Annotated in this window: 23 protein-coding genes; 3 read left to right on the top strand and 20 right to left on the bottom strand. The window is 42.1% G+C overall.

Features of this window, described 5'->3' with window-relative positions; translation table 11 throughout:
- Positions 1-37 precede the first annotated feature (37 nt).
- From BuS5_RS02430 to BuS5_RS02395, 8 genes are all read right to left on the bottom strand, one after another.
- Complete coding sequence (locus tag BuS5_RS02430; RefSeq protein WP_035264553.1) at positions 38-1,066, bottom strand: lipid A deacylase LpxR family protein; 1,029 nt, start codon at positions 1,064-1,066, stop codon at positions 38-40.
- 172 nt (positions 1,067-1,238) lie between these two features.
- Complete coding sequence (locus BuS5_RS02425) at positions 1,239-2,384, bottom strand: DUF6781 family protein (protein WP_027353214.1); 1,146 nt, start codon at positions 2,382-2,384, stop codon at positions 1,239-1,241.
- 68 nt (positions 2,385-2,452) lie between these two features.
- Complete coding sequence (locus BuS5_RS02420; RefSeq protein ID WP_027353213.1) at positions 2,453-6,901, bottom strand: acyl-CoA dehydratase activase; 4,449 nt, start codon at positions 6,899-6,901, stop codon at positions 2,453-2,455.
- On the bottom strand, positions 6,902-7,402 hold the full coding sequence (locus BuS5_RS02415; RefSeq protein ID WP_035264580.1) for a hypothetical protein: 501 nt from the start codon (positions 7,400-7,402) through the stop codon (positions 6,902-6,904).
- A 17-nt stretch (positions 7,403-7,419) separates the two neighbouring features.
- A complete protein-coding gene (locus BuS5_RS02410) occupies positions 7,420-8,040 on the bottom strand; it encodes a nucleotidyl transferase AbiEii/AbiGii toxin family protein (RefSeq protein ID WP_274427983.1) in 621 nt (206 codons plus the stop codon).
- Positions 8,041-8,077: 37 nt separating this feature from the next.
- Positions 8,078-8,404 (bottom strand): hypothetical protein, encoded by a 327-nt coding sequence (locus tag BuS5_RS02405; RefSeq protein WP_027353211.1) that lies wholly within the window; start codon positions 8,402-8,404, stop codon positions 8,078-8,080.
- On the bottom strand, positions 8,404-8,949 hold the full coding sequence (locus BuS5_RS02400; protein WP_051374611.1) for a putative ABC transporter permease: 546 nt from the start codon (positions 8,947-8,949) through the stop codon (positions 8,404-8,406). Before BuS5_RS02400 ends, BuS5_RS02405 begins: the two co-directional genes overlap by 1 nt.
- A gap of 147 nt (positions 8,950-9,096) precedes the next feature.
- Positions 9,097-9,693, bottom strand: coding sequence for a TetR/AcrR family transcriptional regulator (locus tag BuS5_RS02395; RefSeq protein WP_027353210.1), 597 nt, complete (start codon positions 9,691-9,693; stop codon positions 9,097-9,099).
- Positions 9,694-10,345: 652 nt separating this feature from the next.
- Between BuS5_RS02395 and BuS5_RS02390 the strand changes: the two genes are divergently transcribed.
- Positions 10,346-11,770 (top strand): OmpP1/FadL family transporter, encoded by a 1,425-nt coding sequence (locus tag BuS5_RS02390; RefSeq protein ID WP_027353209.1) that lies wholly within the window; start codon positions 10,346-10,348, stop codon positions 11,768-11,770.
- Between the two features lie 335 nt (positions 11,771-12,105).
- Here BuS5_RS02390 and BuS5_RS02385 read toward each other — a convergent pair whose 3' ends face one another.
- The 3 genes from BuS5_RS02385 to BuS5_RS02375 form a co-directional block, all read right to left on the bottom strand.
- Positions 12,106-12,420, bottom strand: coding sequence for a hypothetical protein (locus BuS5_RS02385; protein WP_027353208.1), 315 nt, complete (start codon positions 12,418-12,420; stop codon positions 12,106-12,108).
- Positions 12,420-12,671 (bottom strand): hypothetical protein, encoded by a 252-nt coding sequence (locus BuS5_RS02380; RefSeq protein WP_027353207.1) that lies wholly within the window; start codon positions 12,669-12,671, stop codon positions 12,420-12,422. Before BuS5_RS02380 ends, BuS5_RS02385 begins: the two co-directional genes overlap by 1 nt.
- A 162-nt stretch (positions 12,672-12,833) precedes the next feature.
- Positions 12,834-13,577 carry a HesA/MoeB/ThiF family protein gene (locus BuS5_RS02375; RefSeq protein WP_084445665.1) on the bottom strand — a complete coding sequence of 248 codons (744 nt, stop codon included), beginning with the start codon at positions 13,575-13,577 and terminating at the stop codon, positions 12,834-12,836.
- A gap of 335 nt (positions 13,578-13,912) precedes the next feature.
- On the opposite strand from BuS5_RS02375, the gene BuS5_RS02370 reads away from it, so the two are divergent.
- The gene (locus BuS5_RS02370; protein ID WP_027353206.1) at positions 13,913-14,305 is read left to right on the top strand and encodes a type II toxin-antitoxin system VapC family toxin; all 393 of its coding nucleotides are present in this window, start codon (positions 13,913-13,915) and stop codon (positions 14,303-14,305) included.
- A 1-nt stretch (position 14,306) separates the two neighbouring features.
- A complete protein-coding gene (locus BuS5_RS02365) occupies positions 14,307-14,525 on the top strand; it encodes a type II toxin-antitoxin system Phd/YefM family antitoxin (RefSeq protein ID WP_027353205.1) in 219 nt (72 codons plus the stop codon).
- A gap of 108 nt (positions 14,526-14,633) precedes the next feature.
- Here BuS5_RS02365 and BuS5_RS02360 read toward each other — a convergent pair whose 3' ends face one another.
- From BuS5_RS02360 to BuS5_RS02320, 9 genes are all read right to left on the bottom strand, one after another.
- Complete coding sequence (locus BuS5_RS02360; RefSeq protein WP_027353204.1) at positions 14,634-15,848, bottom strand: MFS transporter; 1,215 nt, start codon at positions 15,846-15,848, stop codon at positions 14,634-14,636.
- An 11-nt stretch (positions 15,849-15,859) separates the two neighbouring features.
- The gene (locus tag BuS5_RS02355) at positions 15,860-16,762 is read right to left on the bottom strand and encodes a PLP-dependent cysteine synthase family protein (protein ID WP_198012191.1); all 903 of its coding nucleotides are present in this window, start codon (positions 16,760-16,762) and stop codon (positions 15,860-15,862) included.
- Positions 16,763-17,051: 289 nt separating this feature from the next.
- Positions 17,052-17,819 (bottom strand): hypothetical protein, encoded by a 768-nt coding sequence (locus BuS5_RS02350; RefSeq protein ID WP_157487327.1) that lies wholly within the window; start codon positions 17,817-17,819, stop codon positions 17,052-17,054.
- 11 nt (positions 17,820-17,830) lie between these two features.
- Positions 17,831-19,654, bottom strand: coding sequence for a BatD family protein (locus BuS5_RS02345; RefSeq protein ID WP_027353201.1), 1,824 nt, complete (start codon positions 19,652-19,654; stop codon positions 17,831-17,833).
- Positions 19,655-21,541, bottom strand: coding sequence for a VWA domain-containing protein (locus BuS5_RS02340; RefSeq protein WP_051374610.1), 1,887 nt, complete (start codon positions 21,539-21,541; stop codon positions 19,655-19,657).
- Entirely contained in the window at positions 21,538-22,530 is a 993-nt protein-coding gene (locus BuS5_RS02335; RefSeq protein ID WP_027353200.1) for a vWA domain-containing protein, read from the bottom strand. The genes BuS5_RS02340 and BuS5_RS02335 overlap by 4 nt, the downstream gene beginning before the upstream one ends.
- Entirely contained in the window at positions 22,531-23,436 is a 906-nt protein-coding gene (locus BuS5_RS02330; protein WP_027353199.1) for a hypothetical protein, read from the bottom strand.
- Position 23,437: 1 nt separating this feature from the next.
- Positions 23,438-24,313, bottom strand: coding sequence for a DUF58 domain-containing protein (locus BuS5_RS02325; RefSeq protein WP_027353198.1), 876 nt, complete (start codon positions 24,311-24,313; stop codon positions 23,438-23,440).
- A 6-nt stretch (positions 24,314-24,319) separates the two neighbouring features.
- Positions 24,320-25,300: an AAA family ATPase gene (locus tag BuS5_RS02320; protein WP_035264545.1), complete on the bottom strand. Its 981-nt coding sequence runs from the start codon at positions 25,298-25,300 to the stop codon at positions 24,320-24,322.
- Positions 25,301-25,448 lie beyond the last annotated feature (148 nt).

Genomic DNA, 25,448 nt, shown 5'->3' with positions numbered 1-25,448 from the left:
TTTAAAGTATCCTCACACCCTTCAGCCTTGAGTTTAATCAATATGTAAAAGAAAATGTAATGGAGGCAAAAGCCTGGGCGCTGTCCTGACGGTTAAATTCTTTTGTTCGTAATATCTGCGCGAATGAAAGCTTATAGCGATGGTAAATCATCCCTATACCGGCTCCTATTTCGCCTACAAAATATTTTTTGTCAACGCTGTGGCTGTCGGTAAAGGTGTTTCCATCCAGAAAAATATTATGAAGCATAAGGTATCCGTTTACCATGGTAAACATGTAAAGGCTGAAATTATTGTCGCATGAAATGCGTGGGTCTCCGGCATTGACCGGGGCATTGGAGTCCCCGGAAGGACGTATCAGGGAGGTGCCGAAATCGGAAGGAATATTTAAGCCCCAGCGAACTTCCATCCCTGTGTCGGCAAAGGTATAAACATTACCAATTGCCCCGCCCGCATGAGTGATTGCATCAATATCAATACCACTGTAGTTTGCGCGCATGATGCGAGTCTTGTGATCATATATCAGAGCCAGGCCGGGTTCATTTTTAAGCTGATGATCCCAGCCTTCGGGCTGTTGAGAACCCCGAACCCGGTGCACAAATTTTTGGGTCTGTTCGGCAAATGATTCGGGACCGACTATACCCACCTGTATTTCCAGTGAATCCAGGTGCGAGTAGTTTTTACTGTGAAATGCCGCTCCAAAATATGTCCAGCCTGCATAAGGGCGGTCATTTTTAATCAGCTCTTTGTTTTCAATGTGCTCCGGAGTATAAATGTTCTGCCCCAGAGATAAAGTAACATTCCGCTGCAGCCCCGGTTTATTGATAAAAGGAATCTTACACACATACGGCAGGCTCCATTCCGGAAGCCGGCCGCTTTCCGTATATCCTGTCAGATCGTTTGAAACCCAGGATAATTTTGTGCCGTTAGTGTAACCTTTGTCTGTATTGCCGAAAAGATCATTTTCAAAGTACAAACTGAATGTTTTACTCTTTTTTACATCATTGGGACATTCCGCACTAAAAAGAGATGTTGGAAACAGAAGTATAAGCAATAAGAAATATTTCATAAATTTTGTTCCAGTAGCTATTAGCGGTTAGCCGTTAGCATTGAAAAGTGGTGGAAATTAGAGATTTTATAAAAATTAATCAACAGGTCAATGAGGTAAAGAGAATGTTAAACAGTTTTATCCAAAAGCTCACTGCTAATGGCAAAAAGCTAACCGCACAGGTCGCAATTTTTTACTCCTCCTCTTTACTTTTCTTTAATGCATCCTTGGCGCCTTTCCACAATCCTGAAGCGGCTCCCCTGGCCACATTAAGAGACCTCCTGCCAAGAATTTTGGCTTCTTCCGCCATCACATGGGCGGCCTTGCCGGCGGCATCGGCAGTGGCCTTTGCGGCATCCAGGCCGGTCTTTTTTAATTTTTCGGCTGCTTTTTCAGCGGCATGACTGGTTTTCTCTTTCAATACAGAGGCTGATGAAGCGCTTCTATCTGCAAGTTGATTCAATATTCGCTTTGCGGTTTCACCCGAGCGTATTGCGACCTTGCGGCTGGTTTCCAGAAAAAGTTCCTCGATAACTTCAAACTCTTCCTTTGTTTTAGCCAAATCTTTTTGTACAAAAGCCTTTGCCTTTTCTCCAACCATTTCCACTGCCGAGGCAAGTCCTTCACGGGTGCCTTCGAAAGCTCCGGAAGCAACTTCTTTAACTTCCTTGCCGCTTTCTTCGGCCGCCTCCACTGCCCCGGATATGATCCTGGCGGTTATTTTTTTGATTCTTTCCGCACTTAAGTTCCCTTCTTTTACGGCTTTTTCAGTAATATCAGCGGTTATGCGGGTAACGGTTTTTTGCAGATCCTTACCGGAATCGAGGGCCTGCTTGACCGCTTCTTTAACGGTTTCCTTGGTCAGCCCCAGGAGATCGGTGCTCTCAAGTTTAATATCCGTCACCGCAGATTCCACCCGTTCACCGATATCGTCTTTTAATTCTGCCCCGGCCTCTTTGGCTCCGGCCAGTCCCTCTCTTAAACTTTGGGCCAGCCTGTTTTTTTCTTCCTGCAGTTTAACCTCAAGCTTTTCAATTTCGTTGATGGCGGATTCAACCGCCTGATCTCCACGGCTGCGTGCTCCTTCCACGGCTCCTTCCACGGCTTTTTCCACATTCTCCTGAACATCGGCGCCGATATCTTTTAATCCTTCCACGGCCGCCGCTACAGCATCTTTAACAACCGGACGAAGTTTTTCCGCGCTGCCTTTCAATTCCGCACCGGCTGCCGAGACCGCCGACTTTACAATTTCTCGCACCTTGTCACCAGCGATTTTGCCTGCTTCTTTGGTTTTTTTCAATTCTTCAATAATGCGGTCTTTGATTTGATTCTCACTCATGATCTTACCTCCTTTTATAAATTAGTAGAATTCCTTCAATTCATAATTCATAATTCATAATTCTCAATTTACTTCCCGTTGTCCCTGTGAATAAAATTTTCCGCTTTTTTCCATAATCCCAGTCCGGATACCCATGATTTCCATTTTTCCAGATCAGGGGAAAGGTAATTATTAAAAATAAACGCTTCCACTGGCCAGATGCGGGGAATAAAACTATGCCGGATCATGGAAGGCCTGTCAAAATCAGCCAGACCGCAAGCGCTCTCTTCCTTTGCCGCAATGAGCATAAAATGAAGCCTGTTTAAAATATTAACTTCGCTGGAACCGGCATCCATATCAAGGGAAAGAAGATTAAAATAAGGGTACATCTGTTTAAGCTTTTTCTCCATCCCGCTGCCGGTGATGTGATTGGAGATGCACCCGAAAGGCTGCAAACAGACTATATTCCCGATCCCGTTTTCCAGCATCCCGATCATTTCAGCGGTCAAAAGCCATCCTTCGCCGAACTGGTTGGCCAGGCTGACCACCTGCTCCGTGGTTTCGGCCAGCTTCTTTAAGTTAAAGGGTTTTCTGTAAAACCGGAAATCCTGCATTACCCGCTCTATCCGAAAAAGGTGATAACCTGTGTAAATATCAAGGATCCTGGTTTTGATAAGATCCACCAGCGACTGTTTAAAAAAAGTCTTTTGGTTATAGGTTTCATTTATTATTCTTTGAGCGAAAAAATTATGCAGAGACGGCAGCACAACTTCCACCCCCTGCTGTGAAAGCCATTCAATTATATTTCCATTGGAAAAAAAATTGTATTTAACAAAAATTTCTCCGACCACACCGATTTTAGGGGCTGATTCTCCGCAAATCTCAATATCATTAAAACTGCTGACTGCCCTTTTTAATAAATTCAACAGGTAATTATAATCAGCATTTTCAATACCGTAATTCATTTCAGCAAGATATTTTGCATGCAGCCTCTTTGCGTCTCCGGGATTCTTTTCCCTTGCCGCAGTTGAGATACACATATGAGCAACAGGGTCGGCAAAAATTATGCCCAGGCCCAAATGTTTAAAAAGATCTTTTCTGTCAATCTGAAATCCCGATTGGGGTTCAAGACCGTCTCCTGATAATGTAACCACCGGAATTTGATCCAGACCGTCTGCGGCCAGACATTTTCTGATCAGGCCGACATAAGAAGACGCCCGGCATTGGCCGCCGGTCTGGGTCATTATAACGGAAGTGCCGGCAGGGTCGTATCTGCCGGTTTTAAAGGCTTTGATAATATCGCCGGCCACCATCACGGCCGGATAGCACATATCATTATTAATATGCTTCAGTCCGAATTCCACAGAGGCCTTATCCTGGGGCGGAAGCACCTCCACCTTTAATCCGAAGGGCCGGAATGCAGGGGGAATAAGGGGAGAATAAAAAGGTGAAAAATATGGGGCAATCAGGGTCTTCTTTTTGTCTTGAGGTGTGAAAACAGGATATATTTTCGGCGCTTTTTTTTGAATACTGTTGCCGGCTGACCGGTTTTCCCTGACAGCTTCAAGCATGGATCTCAGCCTGATTTTAACAGCGCCGAGGTTTGCGATTTCATCCATTTTGATCATTGTATAGATTTTGCCGGAATTTACGATGATATCCCTTATCTCGTCGGAAGTAATAGCGTCCGGTCCGCAGCCAAAGGAGGTTATCTGAACTATCTCGGTATTTTGATTTTGGGCGACCCATTCGGCCGCCGCAAAAAGCCGGTTGGCATAAGCCCACTGGGTCAGCACCCTGATATCCGCCAGGTCGGTTTTATTATCTTCAGGAATAGAGTCTTCCGTGATTACATGAACCCCCATTCCTGCCAGAAGATTGGGTATCCCGTGATTGATCAGCGGATCTATATGATAAGGCCTCCCGGCCAGCACGACTACCAGCTCACCTTTTTGTTCCGCACCGGCCATAAGTATTCCGGCTTTTTGCTTAAGTTCCGCTCTGAATTTACCCTGGGCTGCCAGTCCTTTTTCAACACCTTTCGAGACTGTTCCGGCACTGATGCCGAACTGTTTTAAAAAAAGGTGCAACTGTTTTTTCAGCAGGCGTTTATCCTTGAAACTGACGGCCGGATTATCAAGCGGAATCTTGTATTTTCCTTCCGGGTCGATGGCGCTCTTTAAAACATCCGGATAACCTGTCACAACCGGGCAGTTATAACTGTCCAAAGCCTCCGTATATTCCATGTTTTCATAAACAACATTGGGATAAAATATTCGGTCAACTCCCCTGTCTATTAAATCAAAAATATGCCCATGAGCCAGTTTGGCCGGAAAACAAATGTTTTCAGACATGACCGTGGAGAGCCCTTTTTCAAAAAGTTTAAAATTAGACGGAGAGGAAAGCTCCACCTTAAAGCCGCAGGAAACCAGCAACTCGCACCAAAATGGAAAATTTTCATATATATTCAAACATCCGGGGATGCCGAAGGTCAAAATGGGCTTGCTTGACGGCTCGGTATTTCGCTGAAACAAAAGCTTTATTTTTTCGGATGCCAGATTTATTCCGGCATTTTTTGCTCCGGCTCCGTTGCTGAAATGACGCTCACACCGATTGCCGGTATAAAAACGATTCCCGTTTGTAAAAAGAAACTGCGCCACAGCGCATCTGTTTTCACATCCCTTGCATTCAATCTCTTTTTTTGTAAACTCAATTTTTAAATCAGGTTCTGCAACTCCATTAAACAGGGTTGATTGATCCGGCCGCAAACTATGATTTGCGGCTGCTGTAAGAGCCGCTCCGAATGCTCCCATGAGCTCCGGTATATCAGGTCGGATAACCTTTTTCTGAAGAAGAAGTTCAAAGGCTCTCAGTACCGCATGATTTTTGAATGTTCCGCCCTGGGCAATAATCCGGTTACCCAGAACTACAGTATCTTTTAATTTTAAAACCTTATAAAGTGAATTTTTTATTACCGAATAAGCCAGTCCGGCTGAAATGTCTGAAATCGAAGCGCCTTCACGGAGGGCCTGTTTTACTTTGGAATTCATAAAAACAGTGCACCTGGTGCCCAGATCAAAAGGGGTGTTCCGCTCACATGCTATTTTTGCAAAATCAGCCACTTCATACCCCATGAAACGGGCAAAGGTTTCAATAAATGATCCGCAGCCGGATGAGCAGGCCTCATTGACCTGAATATTGGATACCGCCCCGTTATTGATATAGATAGCTTTCATGTCCTGGCCGCCTATATCCAGGATAAAAGAGATATCCTTGTCAAAATATTTGGCAGCCCGGTAATGGGCCATGGTTTCAACAACCCCGTCATTTAATCCAAAGGCTGCCATAATCAGGTCTTCACCGTAGCCGGTAGCGGCCGCCCTGATAATCTGCGGTTGAAATCCGGCTTCAATGAATTTTTCCCTGAATTCCGATAACCCTGATTTTACCGCCTCAATAGGGTTCCCGTGATTGGAACCGTAATGGCTCAAGACTATTCTCCCCTCTTGATTCACCAAAACAAGCTTTGTGGTGGTCGAGCCTGAATCTACACCTAAAAAAAGATTTTCACCTCTTTCTTCTGACAGAACAGATCGAGGCACCCGATCTTTTGTATGCTTTTCAAGCCAGGTATCATATTCTGCCCGGCTTTCAAATAAAGGAGCGAGCCGGGCTGATTTATTCTTGTTAGCCTGATTATTTTTTTTTGCCGGCAAGGCAATAATATCGCGCAGCATGACCGTGTGCCGCTCCATACATTGTGTAATGGCAGCTCCAATGGCAGGGATTAATTCCGGATGATCCGGCACGATTAAATCGTTTTTATTTTCAAAAGAAAGTATATTTAAAAAAGCCTTCCTAAGGGCCGGATAAAAGGTGAGCGGCCCTCCGCCGATCAAAACCTTGCTTCTGATCTCACGCCCCCGGGTAAGAGAGCTGATGACCTGCAGCGCAACAGAATGAAATACCGAGGCGGCTATATCCTCTTTTGACACATCCTGGCTTAAAAGGGCCTGGATATCGGTTTTGGCAAAGACCCCGCAGCGTGATGCAATCGGGTAGATCGATTCTGATTTTTCGGCCAGGCTGTTAAATTCTGAAACAGGAATATTCAGTAGTACGGCCATCTGATCAATAAAAGCTCCGGTTCCGCCGGCGCAGCTTCCGTTCATCCTGATATTTGGTCTTAAATTATCATCAAAAAAAATTATTTTGGCATCTTCACCGCCAATCTCTATGAAAGTTCTGACTTCAGGGTATTTTTCCCTGATCAGGCGCGCGGAAGCCACGACTTCCTGTACAAAGGGAAGCCCTAATGTTTCAGCGGCCCCCATTCCGGCTGAACCTGTCACTGCAGGATCAAGTTCCGGATTCCCGATTTCCTGTAAGGCTTCCTTGAAAATCTCCAGGGCGGTTCCCACCGTCCTGGCCTGGTGACGGCGGTAACGGCTGAAAATCAAATCACCCTTTTTATTTAATATTACGACCTTGGCTGTAGTAGAACCTATATCAACCCCGACAGGGTAAACGCTTTTCATCTATATATCCTGAATATCGATTTCACCAATATATTTTTTGAACAAAATACTGTATTTTTCCGGTTTGCGGCAAACAATATAATCTTTGGCGCTGCAATAAGTATCCACCATGGCAACAAGAAAAGATTCCGGATAGATGGGCGGAATCACAGTAAAAGGCCACATATGTTTTTTTATAATATCCTCTTCTATTTTTGATAAAGATATTATTTTGCGGGCATTTTTCAGGGCAATATTATGATGCCTCAAACCATGCAGGCGTGGTCCTTCGTGCAGCCAGTCATAAAAAAAAAGGTCATGGAGCAAGGCGCCCCTGATGATTGCCCGGCTATCCATCGAAATTTTTTGAGAGAACCTTTTACAAATCAAAAAACTTGTCCAGGCGACCTCTTGAACATGTTCAAGCCTTGTTTTACCCCTGTGGTGATTGTAGCGGGACAAGGCCTGAACCGTGGGGTTCTCGAGCAAGGGAGCGGCAGTCTGTAAAAATTCAGTTTCCATCAAAACCTCTTTATTGTTCAATATATGGGTTGAACTATGGAATTTTTTCCACCGTCAATTATATCCTTTGCAATTATTTCACAAAGATTTTTAACCTTTTTATATTCCGGCTCTTTTATCCATTTGATCCTGGTTAATCTTCGCGTATCAAATTTATAAATCAACCGGGAAACTTCAATTTCATTCACCCATGTATCTTTCTGTCGGGCATAGTTTATTATCGTTTCCCATGTAAAAACATATTTCATCGAAAGAAAAATTAAATCAGCAATATCTTTGGGTTCGTCACGGGAAAGAGCACATATTTTATTGCTCAATATATTTTCCCACGAATCAATTCTATGAAAAAAATTAGCAGATTGTATTTCCCCTGTATGAAAGAATACATCATTCACAAATTCAATTTTTAAAGAATATTCTTCATTATGTATAAAAATCTGTGCAAAATCTTCACTTAACAATGCTATTTCAATCTCGGAGAAATAATGCTGTAATTGCGAAATGATTTTATTTGATAATTGTTTAAAATTGTTTTCCCTGTTTACAAAAAGGTCCAAATCGTCGGAATACCTGTGTTTAAGGTAATACCTTCCGAGCGCAGTACCTCCTGTTAAATAAAATATATCATCAACCTGCATAATAAGTTTGAGAACCAAATCCTGGAAAGGATATAAATTACTGGTATAATAATTTTTTGACATAATTATATTGAATAGATAAGGATTTTGGAAAGAGGGTTTTGAGAACATCTTCAGATAAAGCCTCTTTCAGCAATTCTGGTGACAGAATTTTTTTAATTTCATACCATCTTCGGGATTTTAAAGCCTTGCTTAGCAAATTTTTCCGAGTTAAACCATTACATTCCCCTAATTCAATAATTGTAATAATATTCTCTTCGGAAACTTGATAATCCCAGTATAAATTTTTAAAAAAATTTATTGTATCTTTATTAATTTTCATTGATATTAAAGGAGTAGCTGTCTGCAAAAATTCATTTTCCATCAAAAACCTCTTTTATCAGTTTTTTCCCTGCCCAATAAAAGACTATTCCATACCACAAAAAGGAAATCAGTCAATATCAATGAGGTTACAATTATCATAAAAATAAATTTAATTTCAGATCCCATATAATTATTCATGGTCTGAAATAAAGGGAAAAGCAAATATTCAAACCCAAACGCAAGCAAGACCCAGTAAAAAGAAAATTTAAGGCAGATATGGCCCCGGAACTGGAAACGTTCTTTTGAATAATCCCATAACCGGGCCTGAAAAAACTTCTCTGCCATTAATGCTGCAACAAGCTCAATGCCTGTTGTAGCGACAAAATAAACCAACATTTTAACCAAAAAAGAATACTCTTGAATGCAGGAAATTACACCGATGAGCGACAGTGCGCCGGTGCCGTATAGAATCAAATAAGGCCCCTTTAACAGCCCTGGATTGATAAATTTCCTGTTTGCAAGGGAGCGGTACAAAACCTCCAGCACCCAGCCGATAGAGGAAAAAAAGGAAAAAGAAAATAAAATATTTAAAAGACTCAGCTTCATCAGCACCTGTTTTTAGCCCTAAGGGCTCGCACAAAAATAACTTTACATTTTAAGCGTCGATGCATCCTGCCTGACTGCGTTACGAACACTTAGAAATATCCTGATATTCCTAAGTGTTCGCGCCTTGTCAGCCAGGCGCCTCAACACTTAAAATTGCGAACTTATTTTTGTGCGAACCCTAAGTCCGGAAAATATTATTCTTATTAATTCATCCAGATAATTGTCAATTTTTTCGGTGTTTTCCTGAAACAGTCCTTCTTGATCAAAACCCCTAAAAGCGTGGCAGATCGCCCTGGCAGCCAGGAGGGCATCATTCAGGTGAAACAGACCGTTTTCCATCCCTTCATTTAATATGGAACTGATCAATTGGACTTCCCGCTCAAAAAGATCGTTGCGGATTATCCTGGCCTCAGGCGGTTTTTTTTCAAAACCTTCCCATTCCAGATTCATAATGTTCAGAACTTGGCTCATATATAGAAACCTGGCTTTTACATAAGCGGCAAGTTTTTTTTCGGTCAGCCTCTCCCGGATCACAGATCTGGATATCTTGCCAATGAGTTCATCAACCTCTTTCTTCAAAACTTCAAGGTAAACACGATCTTTACTGCCGAAATAATTATAAATTGTGGCCTTGGCCACCCTGGCAAGCCGCGCTATTTCATCTATGCTTGTCTTATTAAGTCCGTACCTTGCGAACATCCTTCCGGCTGTTTCAAGAATAGACTCTGATTTTTCTTTTTTCATTATTTTATTTATCAGCCTTAGGCTTTTATACTAAAATTGTTTTTTAGTATAAAATAATAATAAAATTATCCATGTCAAGAGTATAATTTCAAACTTTCACGGCAACGCCCAAAGTCTCATCAAGAGAGAACGAAGGTAATTAGGTTTTAAGTGTTAAGTTGGCATCCTTCATTTACCGGTTTACACTTTTTAAATGTAGGGGTTCAAAATTTTGAACCCCTGCTGGAGCAGGGAAGCGCGCAACGTTAAAACTGTGAACTACTTTTTGAGCTTGCTGAAGGATACCCTGTGTGGTAATTTTTTTTTAAAAATTTCATATCTTGCAAAAAAAAACCGATCTCTTATATCAAATATCAAAATAAAAATTTTTATTACTTGAATCTATGGCAGAATTATTATATGTCATATTGTCATTTTGTCATGGCTTTATTTGATATCTTATCGAAAAAAATTATGGTGTTTGATTTTCCTTTATCAAACATAATTTTATTTGTTTATAGCTTTTTGAAATAAATCAAATTTGTTATATCGCTTTCATGATTAAACAATCAGTTGTGGAAGTTCTTTCGTCCACATCCCTTATTTTAACGTTGTTTTAAAGATCCATAATTTTTATCCGGCGATTTGGCTTCGCCATGAAAGGAGAGCTTTTATGCGTTATAAGAGGTTGTTTTTATTGGTGTTATTTTCAACAGTTTTATTTGCTTCCCCTCAATGTTGGGCCGGTGTCAATGACACTTTTGGCATAGGCGCTAAAGCCACCGCACTTGGCGGCGCTTTTACCGCCTATGCAGATGATCTGTCGGCTATTCATTACAACCCGGCAGGTCTGTCTCAACTGGAAGGTACCCATCTAACAGTGGGACTTCATGTGGCTGATATTGATTACGAACAGAAAGTATCCCAGAAAGATTTTACCTATGGCACAGATCCTGAGGGGGGGACTACCGACCAGAATAATTCTGATCTTCTTTATATTCCCCAGCTCGGCATAAGCCACACACCGCAAGATTCAAGATGGACATTTGCCTATGGTGTATATGCCCCTTTTGGCCTCCATGGATGGTGGAACAGCAGTAAAGCCAATAACCGGTATGACACCATTGAAACTTATAACGACAGGATTATATATGCTTCTCCTACAATTGCCTATAAAATTCGGAACAACTTGTCTGTGGGCTTTTCAGTGGGGATGGGCGTCACAGATGAAGGATGTACCATCAATCTCAGGGTCCCCCAGGTAACTGCTGCGACCGGAGGTGCTTTTAATGGTTACACTACTTCAGCCGGAAAAATAAAATTTGAGCTTGAGGACCAAACATCTTTGTCAGCCAACATCGGCCTTATGTGGCAGGCCCTTGACTGGATGGCGGTCGGTTTAACCTATCGCAGTGAATCCCATTCCAAAATGACAGGACATACCACATATTCCTATAGTCCAGAAGGAAAAACAATTATTGATTCTCTTTATGGACCTGGTGCTACTCCGGATCAGGAAACATGCCGCACCAGACTTTCTTTTACCCATCCTCAATCAGTAAGCCTTGGTTTTAAATTTGATTTTACCAAAAAATGGCGGGTTATGCTTGATTGTGACTGGACAGACTGGTCAGTAAGAAGAAATGAAAAGTTTAATTATGATTGTGAGCCGATATTTTTGCGGGTTACACATGATTTTCTTAATTCCGGCAAGCCAAAAGATGCTTTGGTTGTAGAACGTCACTGGAAAGATACTTATGAATTTCGTATCGGCACGGAGTATGAAGCCTTGGACTGGCTAACCCTTCGTTTTGGCTATCATTACCGGCCCACCGCGGTTCCTGAAAAATACTGGGATAATACCTGGCCATTGATTGACTATCATGTTTTCAGCTTTGGATCAGGAATGAAAATCAGCAAGAAAATGAGCCTGGACTTTGCCTATAGTTTAGTATGGGGCAATGACCATGATATTGAAAATAATGAGAGTAAAAATTTAACACAAGATACTTCCGTATATTCACCGTATTATGGAGACGAGGTTAATGTCAGAACCGAAATACATAATTTCATGCTGACATTCAACTATAGATTTTAGATTAGTAGACCACTGACCATAACTGATTGATAGGGTTTCATTTGAAACAACAATGGGACACAGATGCACACAGATCAACACAGATAGGTTTATTTTTTTACAAAAAATGATCAGATAATAAATTTTCAAAGTATAGAGGAGAAAAACCTTTGGTCAACGTACTGGCAGTACGTTGACCAAAGGTAAAATTGTTTATTAGGCAGCGCATATTACTTACGGGACGTTCCTTGATATATTGATATAAAAAAACGTTAGGACGTTAAAATGAGAGGTGGAATAAACATTTCATGGAAAAAAGATGAATTTTTCAGGAGGAGCCATTGTGAGCAGGTTTCTTACTGATAAGCTGAATCATGATCAGGATGTAACGACAACAGTCGCAACCATGAGCTGTCACGATATGCTATTCCCCGAAATCCCTTGCCGATTCGGAAACTGTAAAGCTTGTTACCTTCTGGACCTTTTTGTGATAAAATAACTTCCCATTTTAGGCCATAATCTGAATATACTTGTTGCCATGTCATGTTTGCCAGTTTCCGCAAAGTATTGAGGGTGCTGTGCTGATCGCCTTTTGATAGATTGAAAAGCAGTCGTTGAAAGACAGGATTATTCAAATCCAAACGTATGTGTTGATCAGTTTTTCGGCCCATTATTTGATCCTGGCTTCTAATTCCTCAAAGTTTGTATCCTTGGGTGGATTTTTCTCTGCCCAGTCAATTGCTTCGTTGAGTTCGGCCTGGACGTCCGACCTGTGAAGCCACCTTTCATTATCGGGAATGAAGCGACCCAGTTTGACAATCCAAACGCCTGTGTCGATTTCATCCAGCATTACGGTTTGCCCTGCGAATTTTTTACCTAAGGAAATCTGTCCGCTGCTGCCGACTGTTTTTATATTGTTCATAATTTCTCCTAAAATTAATATTATATTTTAAGGTAGCACGAATACATGATAAGTCAAGCAGGAACAACAACGGGGGAAAAGCAAGGAATCACATCTTGAATATTATTCGAGCCTTGATTCAGCTCTATTAATTTCTAACACTTTAGCAACACATAGGCGCATCTATCCTTGATCTGCGTGGTTCGCCGCGCAACAGTCACATTCAGGATCAGGGCGTATCTTTATTTCCCTGAATTGCATGCTGTAGCCGTCAAAGGTCAAGAGTCGGTCAGCCAAAAGATCTCCGGCACCGGTTATATATTTTACGGCCTCCATGGCCTGCAGAGTTCCTATGACTCCAGCAGTTGCGCCCAGAACCGGGACAACCGATGGGGGGGGAGCAGAGGGGAAGATACATTTCAGGCAGGCTGTTTTGCCGGGAATTATGGTTGTCAAGGCGCCTTCAAGGCCATGAATCCCCCCATAAATATAAGGGATTTCCATTTCCAGGGCCGCTTCGTTCAAAAGATATCTTGCAGAAAAATTATCCATTGCATCCATAATAAGGCAACAACCTTCCGCAAGGTTTAGTACATTTCCGGGAGTAATTGTTTCGACAAGGCCCTCGATACGGATCCGCGGATTCAATTTTGCAAGTACGGCGGCGGCGGTTGTGGCTTTTTTACGCCCCTGATCTTCGGTTTTATAAAGAATCTGACGGTTCAGGTTGCTCAGGCTAACTTCATCAAGATCCACGACTCTTAAAAAACCGACTCCTGCCGCGGCAAGATAAATAGATATTGGCGATCCCAGTCCCCCGGCGCCGGCGATAAGCACTCTTGCCTTTTTCAACTTCTCCTGGCCTGCAGCACCTATCTCATCGAGCAAAATCTGCCTGCCGTAACGTTCCTGCTCTTTGCTTGTCATAACCATTAGTTTCTCCCAGTCTATTCATTAATTGTATAGCATAACAGGACAAAAAACGAGGTAAAATTATAGCGCCAAATTACACATTATTCAAGGAATACCAGCTTCCTCTGCCATGGATTTGAAATAAGAAACGGTGCCACGGTCCAACCGCATGGTTACCGGTTGCTTTGGATATTTGATGCAGGTTTTTTTACGTCCTTTTATTTTGGAAAAATCGTAATGGTATCTCATCATCTATAACTCCAATACTCATTTTCTTCATCTCCATTGAACACTTGACAAACAAATTCACTGTTGTACAATTGTCAGCAATACATATTCTGGGGGTAAAAATGGATATTGTAATTGATACATCTGCATTGATTGCAGTTATTGTTGGCGAACCCGGCCGTAATAAAATTGTTGAATTTACTACCGGGAATACACTCATTGGGCCTGGCTCTATTTCATGGGAAATCGGCAATGCCTTCTCGGCTATGTTTAAACAAAACAGATTGACACTTGATGAAGCCCAAAAGGGCCTTGTAATTTTTAATAGTATCCCTCTCCGGTATATAAAACCAGATTTTGTGAATGCCTTAAAAATATCCAAACAAGCCAACATCTATGCATACGATGCCTATTTACTGGATTGTGCCATTAGACACAAAGTACCGCTATTGACTTTGGATCGAAAGCTAAAGAAAGCTGCTCTGAATCTCAACGTCGAAACCATGGAGGTCTAAAATGCAAGTTTATACATATTCAGAAGCCCGCCAAAAGCTCGCCATAGTTCTTGAACAGGCTGAAAATACTGGAAAGGTACTAATTCGACGGAAAGACGGGCGAACTTTTGCGTTGGTTCCAGAAAAGATCGCTTCTTCACCTTTAGATGTTCCTTCAATTAAAGCGCGTATTACGACTAAAGAAATAGTAGATATCGTTCGAGAAGGAAGAGAAAGGTAGAACAAATCAGTTTTTGTGCCAAGATAAATCTGATTATTTTGATTCACTACTTAAGGAACGAGGACAAGATAACTTGCAATCTGCTTCCATAAGGGGAGGCTTTTCAACTCATTCATTAATTGTATAGCATAACAGGACAGAAAGCGATGATGTAATCGTAATAAAAAGCCAGGCAAATTGATAACCGGCTTCCGCCAGTGCGCCAAACACAACCGGACCAAGAACCATTCCCACCCATGCAATTGTAATCCCAAGACCTGTGGCGCGTCCTGCAAGCGCCGGACCGCAGGCTTCCACCATAAGAACAACCGCGATGCCTTGAAAACCAAGGTATGAAAACCCGAAAAGCGCCACAACAGGAACAAAAAGAGAAGACGGCAGATTCGAGCCATACAGGAAAACCGCCAGAGCGCTTACTGCCGCCAGTAAACATATTATTTTCATTACCGGAAGCCTTTTGCTGTGAAACAACCTGTCGCTCACAATTCCCCAAAAAACCCTTGCGCAGCCTCCGCATATCATTGTTATTGTAAGAAAAGAACCTGCCAGGATCGCGGTTAAACCCAAATGCTCTTTCAGGTATAAAACCAGAAAAGAGGCTATGCTGCTCTGCCCAAGGCAAAGGAGAGCCATTATCAGACACAAGATTATTAAATTCCGGTTTTTTAAAAGATCTAATATAGTCATTTTTGGTATAGTCATTTTTGGGGTTGCTTTTTTTGAAACTGCAGGCTTGATAACGTCCACAGGGGCCTCTTTGTAAAACAGGTATCCGGCAATCCCGATTAAAACAGAGAGCAAGCCGACCACCAGTACGGCAAGATCCCAGTTTTTTAACCTGGCCAGATAAATCAATAAAATACCTGCAATGGCTCCACCGGCTGTAACGCCCATCTGACGTATGCCAAAAGCAGTGGCCCTGTTTTTTACGTCAAACCATAATGTAAGACCTTTTGAAGCTATGGGATTGATCATGCCGTAACTTGCGCCCGTAAATACGACCAGAATCAGCAGCCAGATATAACTTTCCATAAAACCGGCCAGGATCATGGCCGTGCCCATCAGCAGCATAGATACAAACAGATTTATTTTTACGCCCCAGCGATCAACAGAAACACCTGCCGGTATGCTGCATACTACGGACATCAGGTAAAGAACGGATGTTATAGAACCGAATTGCACATTACTCAAAGAGAGTGATTTTTTAATAAAGGGCCCCAGGGGTCCCCATGCATAAGCGCCGAGCGAAAGCGCAACCTGGGAAAAAAACAGGATACTGAGTATAATCCATGCGTACCTGCCATTACCTGCGTCCTCAACCATATTACCTCCTTTTAATCTGTTGCACCAAATACGCCGGTACTCAAATATTTCTCACCCCTGTCAGGAAAAATCGTAACAATTGTTCCTGATTTTATTTTTTCAGCTACGATTTTAGCTGCCAGCATTGCGGCGCCGCTGCTCATTCCAACAAAAATTGCCTCTTTCCTGGCAATAAGCCTCATCATATCAAAGGCATCTTCGGTTTCAATCATGATGATATAGTCCAGCTTCTTCCTGTCATAGATTGCAGGTACGATTGCCTCTTCAAGATTTTTCAGTCCCTGGATATAGTGACCCTTAACAGGCTCTGCGCTTACTATTTTAATTCCAGGATTATATTTTTTCAGAGCTTCGCTGACCCCCATTAATGTTCCGGAGGTGCCTAAAGAAGATACAAAATAATCGATTTCTCCCCCGGTTTGCTCCCAAATCTCCTGTGCGGTGGTCTCGTAATGGGCCAGCTTATTATATTTGTTTGTAAACTGATGGGTACAAAAATATCTTTCAGGATATTTTTGCAGCAATTCTTCCACCTTCAATATGGCCCCGTCGGTTCCTTTTGCAGCAGCGGTCAAAATTACTTTTGCTCCAAAAGCCTGGATCATCTGACGTCTCTCCACTGAAACAGCTTCACTCAGTACAATTTTAACATCATAACCTTTGGCATTACCTATCATTGCAAGGGCTATCCCGGTATTGCCGGAGGTCGCCTCAATGATGGTTTTCCCTTTGGTCAGGGTTCCTTCGGCCTCCGCCTGTTCTATCATCTTGATCCCAATCCGGTCCTTTATGCTGCCGCCGGGATTGATGCCTTCAATTTTTGCATAAATATTAACGTTCGGATTGGGATTAAGATTATTTATGCGTACCATCGGCGTATTGCCGATGGTATCCAGAATGCTGTTATAAATCATGTTAACCTAAGTCTCTTTAGTGCTTGAACGAAAACTAAAAACAGATACCATTTCGGATAGTTAAACATTATTAGAGATTATTAAAAAAACGAAAATTTTCGAAAAGCTGTTAGCATTTAGCCGTTAGCTATTGGCTCAAGGAACTATCTGTTTAATTTTAAAAGCTAACAGCTAAATGCTAACAGCTAATGGCTAATGGCTAATGGCTAATGGCTCAAAAACCCCGATTTGAAAAATACCCTTAACCTACCGGAAATATGACAATTTTAGCTTTTCGTTCAGGCGCTGTTTAATTGGTTGCCGGCATTATGTCTTCAATTGCAGATGAAACCAGCCAGCCCCGCTTCCCGTCCGAAAGACGTATGAGTGAAAAGCCTGATTCGTTTCTTTCATGATACGCCATAGCGCCTTCATGTACCTTGAAAAGCAAGGTGTCATCCTGATCGGGCCCTGCCATGACATTAACTTCCTTTTTAAGTATAACTGCCCTGTCATCAAAAGTTGTTTCTTTTAACATTATGGCGAAAGAAATACCAGAAACAATCCAGAATATTAAAAAAATATTAACAAGATAAAAAGTCCATTCCGCTTTAAAAAAAATACGTACAGACAAAAATAAAAAGAGAAAGAAATTGACTGTACAAAATATCATGGCAAGTTCGGTCCGGGAGAAAAAGTTAACTCCAAAAATATCGCTGATTATATTATCCTTCCGGGATATCTTATCTTCAGTCATACTCTGCAGATACTCTATATTATATTTCAAATCCGCGTCCCGCGGCATAAAGAACCGCGCTCTCTCGTAATTAAGAACCGCCTTCCCCTTTTCCCCTAAACGAAAATAACAATTACCTATATTATAAAATAACTCTCCGAAGGATTCAGAATAAAAAAGTAATCCTGATTTATAATTTTTTGATATTGATTCGTATGTCTTAACGGCAGCCTCAAACTCACCGTTAAAGTACAAACTGTTTGCTTTGAAAAAAAGATTGTCATAGCCGGAATCGACAGCATAGGCCGGATTCAATAAAAAAAGGAATAAAAATGCTATCATGCAAAAAAATCTCATTGCGCCTCCCTGTCCAGGGATTTAATAATCCGTATCAATTCATCCCGAATTGAATCCGTATTATCTGTTTTTTCGCCCGTAAAAATTACTGATTCGATATACGCAATACTCTTCCTGAACATGGAAGCCGTATTGGAGGATACCCCTCTCTCGATCAAAAAGTCATGGGCTTCATCAGATGTCAGCAACCCGCCTTTTAACAGGAACCTGGTATTCATATAATCGATGGCGGCTGCATGAATTTTTTCCATGGGTATATCTTTGCCCCGAACTCTTTTCATAAACTCTTTTCTTGCATTCTTTGATCTTATAATTAATCTGTTTTTGTTATTATTTTTGAAAAATTTTCTGCCGGCAAATAGCAGCAGACAGATAAAAGGAGGCGCCAACATAAGAAAGATAAATATCTGATTAAAAAATTCCTGCTGTTTCAATCCTTTAATCGGATCGACCGCAGTATGCACAGGGAAAATATCCTTCCCTATAAGCACTATCTCCTGTTTATCCTTCTTTTTTATTCCCACGCCGCCGGCGGCAGCATCATCCGCAGTTGATGGATTGATCACCCGCCCTCTTTCACCGGGAACCTTAACAGACGTTAACATAAAAGACTCTGTCACGAGTTCCCGGTAACGCTCTTGCCCAGGATCAAAAAACGACAGCCCTACAACAGGTATTCTATATGCGCCGCCCTTTTCCGGAACAATGGCCCATTTCATAATCTTTTCACCCAAAATTGAAGAATCATTCTTGTTAATATTCAACCGCGGTTTGTCCTGGTATACTTTAAGCCCAGCTATATCGGGAAGCTTCAAATCAGGTATCTGCCTTACATTACCTGTGCCTTTGACGGTTATGGTTAATGTGGCGGATTCGTTTGTCTTAACCTCGCAGGGATCCAGCTTTGCCTTTATTTCAAACCTGCCGACCAGACCGCTGAAATTATCCGGCCTGTTCATATCAGGAAGCTTTTCAACATCGAGTTGAATCTCATTGGATGAAAGATAGACCGGTTTTCCACTCGACATACTGAAAAAAGGATCCTGGAAAAAAGGATCCTGAAAAAAATTCCCGCGCTGGCTTCTTTCATAGCAGGTCATCCTCATGACAGCCGCCGGGATTCTGTATTCTCCTTCCTTCTTTGGTATTAATATATATTTCAGCTCGATGACTTCATATTGTCTGGAATTTATTATTGTGCGGTATTTTTTAGGTTCTGCAATGGATTCAAAAACAAGATTTTCAACCTCGGGCATTTCAATGGATATATCGGAAACCTGCTCACTTCTGAACAGCTTTAAGGTATAGAGGACAGTCTGGTTGACATAGAGTTTGCTTTTTGAAATCAGGGCTTTCAAAAACAGGGAGCGGTTTTCATTTTTTAATTTATTATCGCTTGATTTATTATCTCGTGTTTTTGAAACTATCAGCTTGACATTGTTGCTTGCATAGACATTCTTTTTTATCCTGACCCGGGCCGGGCCGATAACAAAACTGCCCAGCTTTAACGGGGTAAGATAAAATGTATATTCAACGCCGGAGCTCATGCGGCCGTTTACTATTTCCAGCCTGGTCGAAGTACCGCCATTGACCACATCAAAGGAAGAGAGCCCATCAATATCCGGAAAGTTACTTTTTCGATTTCCCGTAACTTTTACTTTCATCTCAACCGTGTCAGTCAATAAAGCTGATGACCGGTCGAGGGTAAGCTCGACGGAGATATCTGCATAAACATTTAAAGAAAATGTTAAAACCGGAATGATAGCCAGAATGATAGAAAGACAGAATATTTTTTTTATAAAATGCATATATACAATCATCTACCAATCCTTGCCGGATGAAGGAAGACGATCCTTTCCGCGAAACCTGAAACGATTAATTTCCGAAGGATTTTCGTCAATATTATCGAGAAAGGCTTCAGCCTCATTCCTGTTCATATCGCCGGCTTGATATTCCCCTGAGGTACCGGCACCCTGACTTTCATTACCACCGTTCCCCAGATGATCGGGCTTTTTCCCCTGCTCCGGCTCCTCTTTATTCCTGTCATGATCATTTTGGCCATCCGGACCGTTATCCTGGTTTTTATTCTCCGCCTTCTTTTTTTCGTTACTCTTCCCGCCTTGATTTTTTTTGTTCTGATCTTCAGGGTTGTTCGCATCATTATTACCCTGTTTTTTATTGTCCTGTTCTTTATTTTGATCCTTTGAATCCTCTTTTTTCTTGTCATCTTTGTTATTCTGATCCTGGCCTTTATCCTGTTTTTCTTTCTGCTTTTGCTCCTGCTGCTTCTTTTCTTCCGCCATCTTTAAAGCAAGCTCGTAATTATATCTTGAATCCTCATCTCCCGGATTTAACTTGATCGCCTGTTTGAAAGCATCGGCAGCAGCCTGCATATCACCCTGCTTAAAAAGGGAAGCGCCGAGATTATATGCCGCCCTAAACGAAATTTTCTTGTCATCAGTTCTTTTTAAGGCGCTCCGAAATGCAGCGGAAGCGCCTTCGTAATTCGAATTCTGGAAAGATGCGCAGCCCCGATTGTACCTGTTGCGAACATCTTCAGGGTGATTCATATCTTTTTTGATAAAAGCCTTTTCCGCTTCCTGGTAATGCCCCTGCTGATAGAGTTCTTCAGGGTTCTCATTCGCAACCCCGCGATTTTCCGAACAAAAAATAAGAGCGGCAACAATCAGGAAGAATCCTGTGCAGCGTCTTTTAAGGCCGATAACTCCCTCGATAATAAGAAAAATAATGGAAAGCCAGGTGAATATATAAAACCTCTCTTCAAAAACCTTGATTTTACCGCTTTCAAGATCTTTTGCCTCTGTCTTTTTTTTTATCCCTTCAAAATAGAGCCTGTCCAGGTCAAGATCTCCGGTTACGGACCTGACGTACCGTCCATCTGCAACTTCCGATATTTTTCTTAAATCTTTTTCATTGAGTTTAGACATGATAAGGTTGCCGTCTTTATCCTTTTTAAATCCACCTGTTTCATCCGGTATTGGAGCGCCTGAAGGATCTCCAATGCCATAGACAAATATTTTCACGCCTTTCTCCATTGCTTTGGCAGCCTGTTGCAGCCCCCGCCCCTCGTTATCTTCTCCGTCGGTTATTAGTACAATCACTTTGTCCGTTGCAAATTTAAAGTTAAAGGCATTCAAGGCTGTTTTAATCCCATTACCAATATCAGTCCCCGGAACAGGCAAAGTATCCAGGGTGACACTGGCTAAAAACATGGAGAGAGCATCATAATCGAGTGTTAAAGGAGACTGGACAAAAGCATCCCCTGCAAAGAGAACCAGCCCTACCCTGTCGCCCTCTACTATCTTTAAAAAATCGGTTATCTCTCGCTTGGCCCTTTCAAGCCTGTCCGGTTTAACATCCTGAGCCTGCATACTGGAAGATACATCAAGCAAAAAAATGATATCAACGCCTTTACGCTGCACGTCCTGATAATGAGATCCCCATCTGGGTCCGGCGCATGCCAGAATTAGAAAAATAACAGCAAATACAAAGAAGAGTCCTTTAAAAAACAGTATCCCTTTTTTTACATTCCCGGCCAAACCCGGCCAAATCAGATCCGGCAAAAGATTCGCATCTGCAAAGAGCCCGAGCGCAACCTTTTTTTTGCGGTTTTTAAATACAATCAGAAATATTATTACCGGAATAATAAACAAAAGATAAAATGCCCAGGCAGATTCAAACTTCACGGCACACTCCTTATAATCAAACTTTTTGTGAGAAGCTCCAAGATAAGGATCAATAAAGCCGGAAACAAAAAATACTTGTATAATTCTTCAAAATTAAAAAATTGTTTTACCTTTATTTCCGTTTTCTCCAACTTGTCTATTATATTATAAATTTCTTGTAATTTTTTGCTGTCTGATGCACGAAAATACCTGCCGCCGCCAACCGCTGCGATTTTTTTCAATGTATCTTCATCCAGATCCAGCTTTACTTTTTGAACACGTTTTCCAAATATCGTATCAACAACAAACGGCGCCGGCCCGAACCCTCCCACACCGATTGTATATATCTTGGCGCCTGTTGCGGCAGCCGCTTCAGCCGCCTGCATTGGATCTATTTCGCCGGCATTGTTTCGACCATCCGTCAGGAGAATCAAAACTCTGGATTCAGCCTTAATATTTTTCAACCTTTTGGCTCCCAGTGCAGTTGCCAGACCGATGGCGGTGCTGTCTCCGGCCATACCTATCTTCATGCCGGCAACCAGGTTAAGCAGGAGGCCCTTGTCCATGGTCAAAGGGCATTGCGTAAAGGCTTTCTCTCCGAAAACAATCAACCCTATCCTGTCCTGCTCCCTTTTGCTTATAAAATCATGCACAACATGTTTTACTGCATCAAGCCTGTTCACTCGTTTTTTTTTTATAAAAAAATCAAGAGCCCGCATAGAGCCGGAAGTATCAATAGCGAGTATTATATCGACACCGGATGTATTAACTTCTGAAGAGAGATTATACTTCTGTGGTCTTGCAGCAGCAATAACAAGGAGAACCAGGGCGATTATCCTTAAAATCAGCGGTATTTTGACCAGCATAAACGACCCTTTTCCAACCAGGCTGCATAAATCCGAAGCCCGGGAAAAGGTTATGGCAGAGGGTTTTTTCCTGTATGCCAAAAAAGCGCCTCCTGCAATCAAAACCAGCAGAAACAAGAGATAGGGGTATGCGAACCGGTACAATTATATTTCCTCCGGTTTTGTTTTATTGATGTATGCCCGCGATAATCCGACCTGTTCTTCCAGGCTCGAAGCGCTTATAAAATTATCCGCAAATTTTACCAGATCCATTTTTTTTAAAACACCCAGCAGTTTAATATCATCCTTTTCTTTTACTACATTGGCTATCTCATCCACCGTCATCTCAAGCGCATTGAAGCCCCTGATCCCTTTTACATATTCACGTAAAATTTCGGACAAAATAAAACAGAAGCTCCTTCTTTCGTATCTATCCGGAATTCCGGATAATACAAGGCTGTCGATTCTATTTAAGGCTTTAATATGGGGAGGTAAAACCGGAGCTGCCGGGCCGGATTTTTTGTTTCTGCGATATTTAATAAAATAATAATAAGCAGCAATGGCAGCAAGAATAATGCATATGGCTGAAAAAACAATTAACAGAACCTTCTTTAGCCCATACCCACTGGATATTATTCCCTTTACCGGCCTCAGAAGATTCTCTGTAGGTTTAACGATTATTTTCGGTTTCACAAATAGAACAACGGGATTGCTTTTCAGCGCTTTTTGCCCGCCTTTTTTATTATATAAGTAAATTTCAAGAGCAGTGAGATGAAGATCGTCCATGCGGTCCACAAAAATGTCTATATCGATTCCGTCTGTCATAGTTCTTTTTTTAACTATATCAAAGCCATTTAAACCGGCAATTTCGGGGTTCTCGGGAAGTTTAAATCCAGGCGGGATCTTAAATTTTAAGCGGAGAGTTACAATATCTCCAGGAACAGCTTTTCCTTGTATAAATTCCGCGCGCACGCCATAATCATCATCTGCAATTATTCCGGCTGGAAACGAATAATCTGCAACCAGAATAAAAAGGATGACTATAATAATAATAAAATAATTGTTTTTCATCTCATCTTCTGCGCCCTCTCTCCAGAAAATATCTCATGAGAGGCTTAATCGCAGATTTATTTGTGTTAAGTTCGATAAGAGATACTCCACAGCTGGAACATATCCTGTGAATCTCGCGTTCCTTTTTTTGACTTTCCTCTGTCCATAAACGTCTTACCCGCCGATTGGACGTATTAACGTGACATATCTCTCCGGATTCGGGATCAGTAAAAGTTACCGGCCCTATGTCGGGCAGACTCTTTTCAGCGTCATCCTCTACACGTATCATTGTAAGATCGTGCTTTCTGGAAGTAATCCTTAAAGCCTTTTCATAACCGGAATCGATAAAATCGGAGAGCAGAAATACTATGCTGTTCCTTTTGACAGTCCGATTCAGATATGTAAGCGCTGATTCTATATCAGTCCCCGGGGCATACTCCCCTGGGGTAAAGATTTCCTTTATCAGCCGCCATACATGGGCGCTTCCTTTTTTGGGGGGAATGAATTTATCCACCGATGAAGTAAAAAATAGAGCGCCCACCTTGTCATTGGTTTTTATGGCAAGGAAAGCAAGGGTGCCTGCGACTTCGGCTATCAGGTCTCTTTTAAATCGCTTCTTTGTCGCAAACATGTTGGATGAGGAGAGATCGATTAAAAGTATTACAGTGAGCTCCCGCTCTTCATGAAACATTTTTACAAAAGGCCGGCCGAACCTGGCGGAAACATTCCAGTCGATGGTACGTATATCATCTCCGGGCATATATTCCCTGACTTCAGCAAATTCCATGCCCCTTCCTTTAAAGGCACTGGTATACTGTCCTGCAAACATTTCGTTAGCCAGGTGGCGGGTCCTGAAATGAAACTTTTGAATCGTTTTTATAAGATCTTTTGACAGCATAGTTGATCAGGGCACTTCCAGACGGTCTAGAATCTGAACAATAATATCATCTGTGGACAGGCCCTCTGCTTCGGCCTCATAACTGAGTATAATCCTGTGTCTCAGCACATCAAGAGCAATACTTTTAACATCCTGGGGCGTAACATATCCACGGCCTGCAAGAAAAGCATGGGCTCTTGCGGCCAGGCCAAGATAAATAGATGCCCGGGGGGACCCTCCGTATGCAACCAAATGACGCAAGTCGAGTCCGAAATCAGACGGTTTCCTGGTGGTATTGACTATACGCACAATATAATCCATCAACTTCTCTTCCATATGAATACTGCCCACAAGTTTTTTAGCGGAAGCAATAACGGAAAAATCGACTTTTTCAACCGATATCTCATCAATACCGCTGTAAACCCGTTTCATTATCTCTTTTTCCTCGGATTCTCCAGGATAATCTATCTTGATTTTAAGCATAAAGCGGTCGACCTGGGCCTCAGGAAGAGGATAGGTGCCCTCCTGCTCGATGGGATTCTGGGTGGCAAGCACGAGAAACGGCAGAGGCAGCATAAAAGTTTCGTCTCCCACTGTCACCTGTTTTTCCTGCATCGCCTCCAGCAGCGCGCTCTGCACCTTGGCCGGCGCTCGATTTATCTCGTCCGCCAGAATTATATTATGAAAAATCGGGCCTTTCTTGACTTCAAAATCGGATGTATCAGGCCTGAAAATCTGTGTGCCGGTTATATCGGCCGGCAGAAGATCCGGCGTAAACTGGATTCTCTGAAAACTTAAGTCGATAATAGCAGCCAGCCTCTTTACGGCGGTTGTCTTTGCTAGGCCGGGCAGCCCCTCGATAAGGAGATGGCCGTCACAGAGTATACCGATAAGAAGCCTGTCTATCAGACCCTGCTGGCCCACAATAACCTTTTCCAGTTCAGCCGTAATGCTCCTTACTGCTACACTCTCCCGCTCCACTCTTTCAGTCAACTCTTGTATTTCCATAATTCTCACTATTCAATATTAAAAAATATTGTAACCGTTCACGGTTACAAAATATCATAAAATAAAAATTTTTATTTTCCCACAGGCTTCGAACATCCAAAACAGGAAATCCCCGTTATTGTCAAGCTTTTCTTTACATGATGCATTT

Source organism: Desulfosarcina sp. BuS5, from assembly GCF_028752835.1.
In the GTDB taxonomy this organism is placed as follows: Bacteria; Desulfobacterota; Desulfobacteria; order Desulfobacterales; family BuS5; genus BuS5.
This window is presented reverse-complemented; position numbering and strand designations above follow the sequence as displayed.

Excerpts from the sequence above, each read along its gene's own strand:
- BuS5_RS02415 (WP_035264580.1), bottom strand. The coding sequence starts at position 7,402 with ATGGAAACTGAATTTTTACAGACTGCCGCTCCCTTGCTCGAGAACCCC.
- BuS5_RS02355 (WP_198012191.1), bottom strand. The coding sequence starts at position 16,762 with ATGATTTATAACAGCATTCTGGATACCATCGGCAATACGCCGATGGTA.
- BuS5_RS02360 (WP_027353204.1), bottom strand. The coding sequence starts at position 15,848 with ATGGTTGAGGACGCAGGTAATGGCAGGTACGCATGGATTATACTCAGT.
- BuS5_RS02325 (WP_027353198.1), bottom strand. The coding sequence starts at position 24,313 with ATGCTGTCAAAAGATCTTATAAAAACGATTCAAAAGTTTCATTTCAGG.
- BuS5_RS02420 (WP_027353213.1), bottom strand. The coding sequence starts at position 6,901 with ATGAAAAGCGTTTACCCTGTCGGGGTTGATATAGGTTCTACTACAGCC.
- BuS5_RS02395 (WP_027353210.1), bottom strand. The coding sequence starts at position 9,693 with ATGAAAAAAGAAAAATCAGAGTCTATTCTTGAAACAGCCGGAAGGATG.
- BuS5_RS02370 (WP_027353206.1), top strand. The coding sequence starts at position 13,913 with ATGGATATTGTAATTGATACATCTGCATTGATTGCAGTTATTGTTGGC.
- BuS5_RS02390 (WP_027353209.1), top strand. The coding sequence starts at position 10,346 with ATGCGTTATAAGAGGTTGTTTTTATTGGTGTTATTTTCAACAGTTTTA.
- BuS5_RS02425 (WP_027353214.1), bottom strand. The coding sequence starts at position 2,384 with ATGAGTGAGAATCAAATCAAAGACCGCATTATTGAAGAATTGAAAAAA.
- BuS5_RS02320 (WP_035264545.1), bottom strand. The coding sequence starts at position 25,300 with ATGGAAATACAAGAGTTGACTGAAAGAGTGGAGCGGGAGAGTGTAGCA.
- BuS5_RS02345 (WP_027353201.1), bottom strand. The coding sequence starts at position 19,654 with ATGATTGTATATATGCATTTTATAAAAAAAATATTCTGTCTTTCTATC.
- BuS5_RS02350 (WP_157487327.1), bottom strand. The coding sequence starts at position 17,819 with ATGATAGCATTTTTATTCCTTTTTTTATTGAATCCGGCCTATGCTGTC.
- BuS5_RS02385 (WP_027353208.1), bottom strand. The coding sequence starts at position 12,420 with ATGGGCCGAAAAACTGATCAACACATACGTTTGGATTTGAATAATCCT.
- BuS5_RS02400 (WP_051374611.1), bottom strand. The coding sequence starts at position 8,949 with ATGAAGCTGAGTCTTTTAAATATTTTATTTTCTTTTTCCTTTTTTTCC.
- BuS5_RS02365 (WP_027353205.1), top strand. The coding sequence starts at position 14,307 with ATGCAAGTTTATACATATTCAGAAGCCCGCCAAAAGCTCGCCATAGTT.
- BuS5_RS02410 (WP_274427983.1), bottom strand. The coding sequence starts at position 8,040 with ATGCAGGTTGATGATATATTTTATTTAACAGGAGGTACTGCGCTCGGA.
- BuS5_RS02430 (WP_035264553.1), bottom strand. The coding sequence starts at position 1,066 with ATGAAATATTTCTTATTGCTTATACTTCTGTTTCCAACATCTCTTTTT.
- BuS5_RS02380 (WP_027353207.1), bottom strand. The coding sequence starts at position 12,671 with ATGAACAATATAAAAACAGTCGGCAGCAGCGGACAGATTTCCTTAGGT.
- BuS5_RS02330 (WP_027353199.1), bottom strand. The coding sequence starts at position 23,436 with ATGAAAAACAATTATTTTATTATTATTATAGTCATCCTTTTTATTCTG.
- BuS5_RS02375 (WP_084445665.1), bottom strand. The coding sequence starts at position 13,577 with ATGACAAGCAAAGAGCAGGAACGTTACGGCAGGCAGATTTTGCTCGAT.
- BuS5_RS02405 (WP_027353211.1), bottom strand. The coding sequence starts at position 8,404 with ATGGAAAATGAATTTTTGCAGACAGCTACTCCTTTAATATCAATGAAA.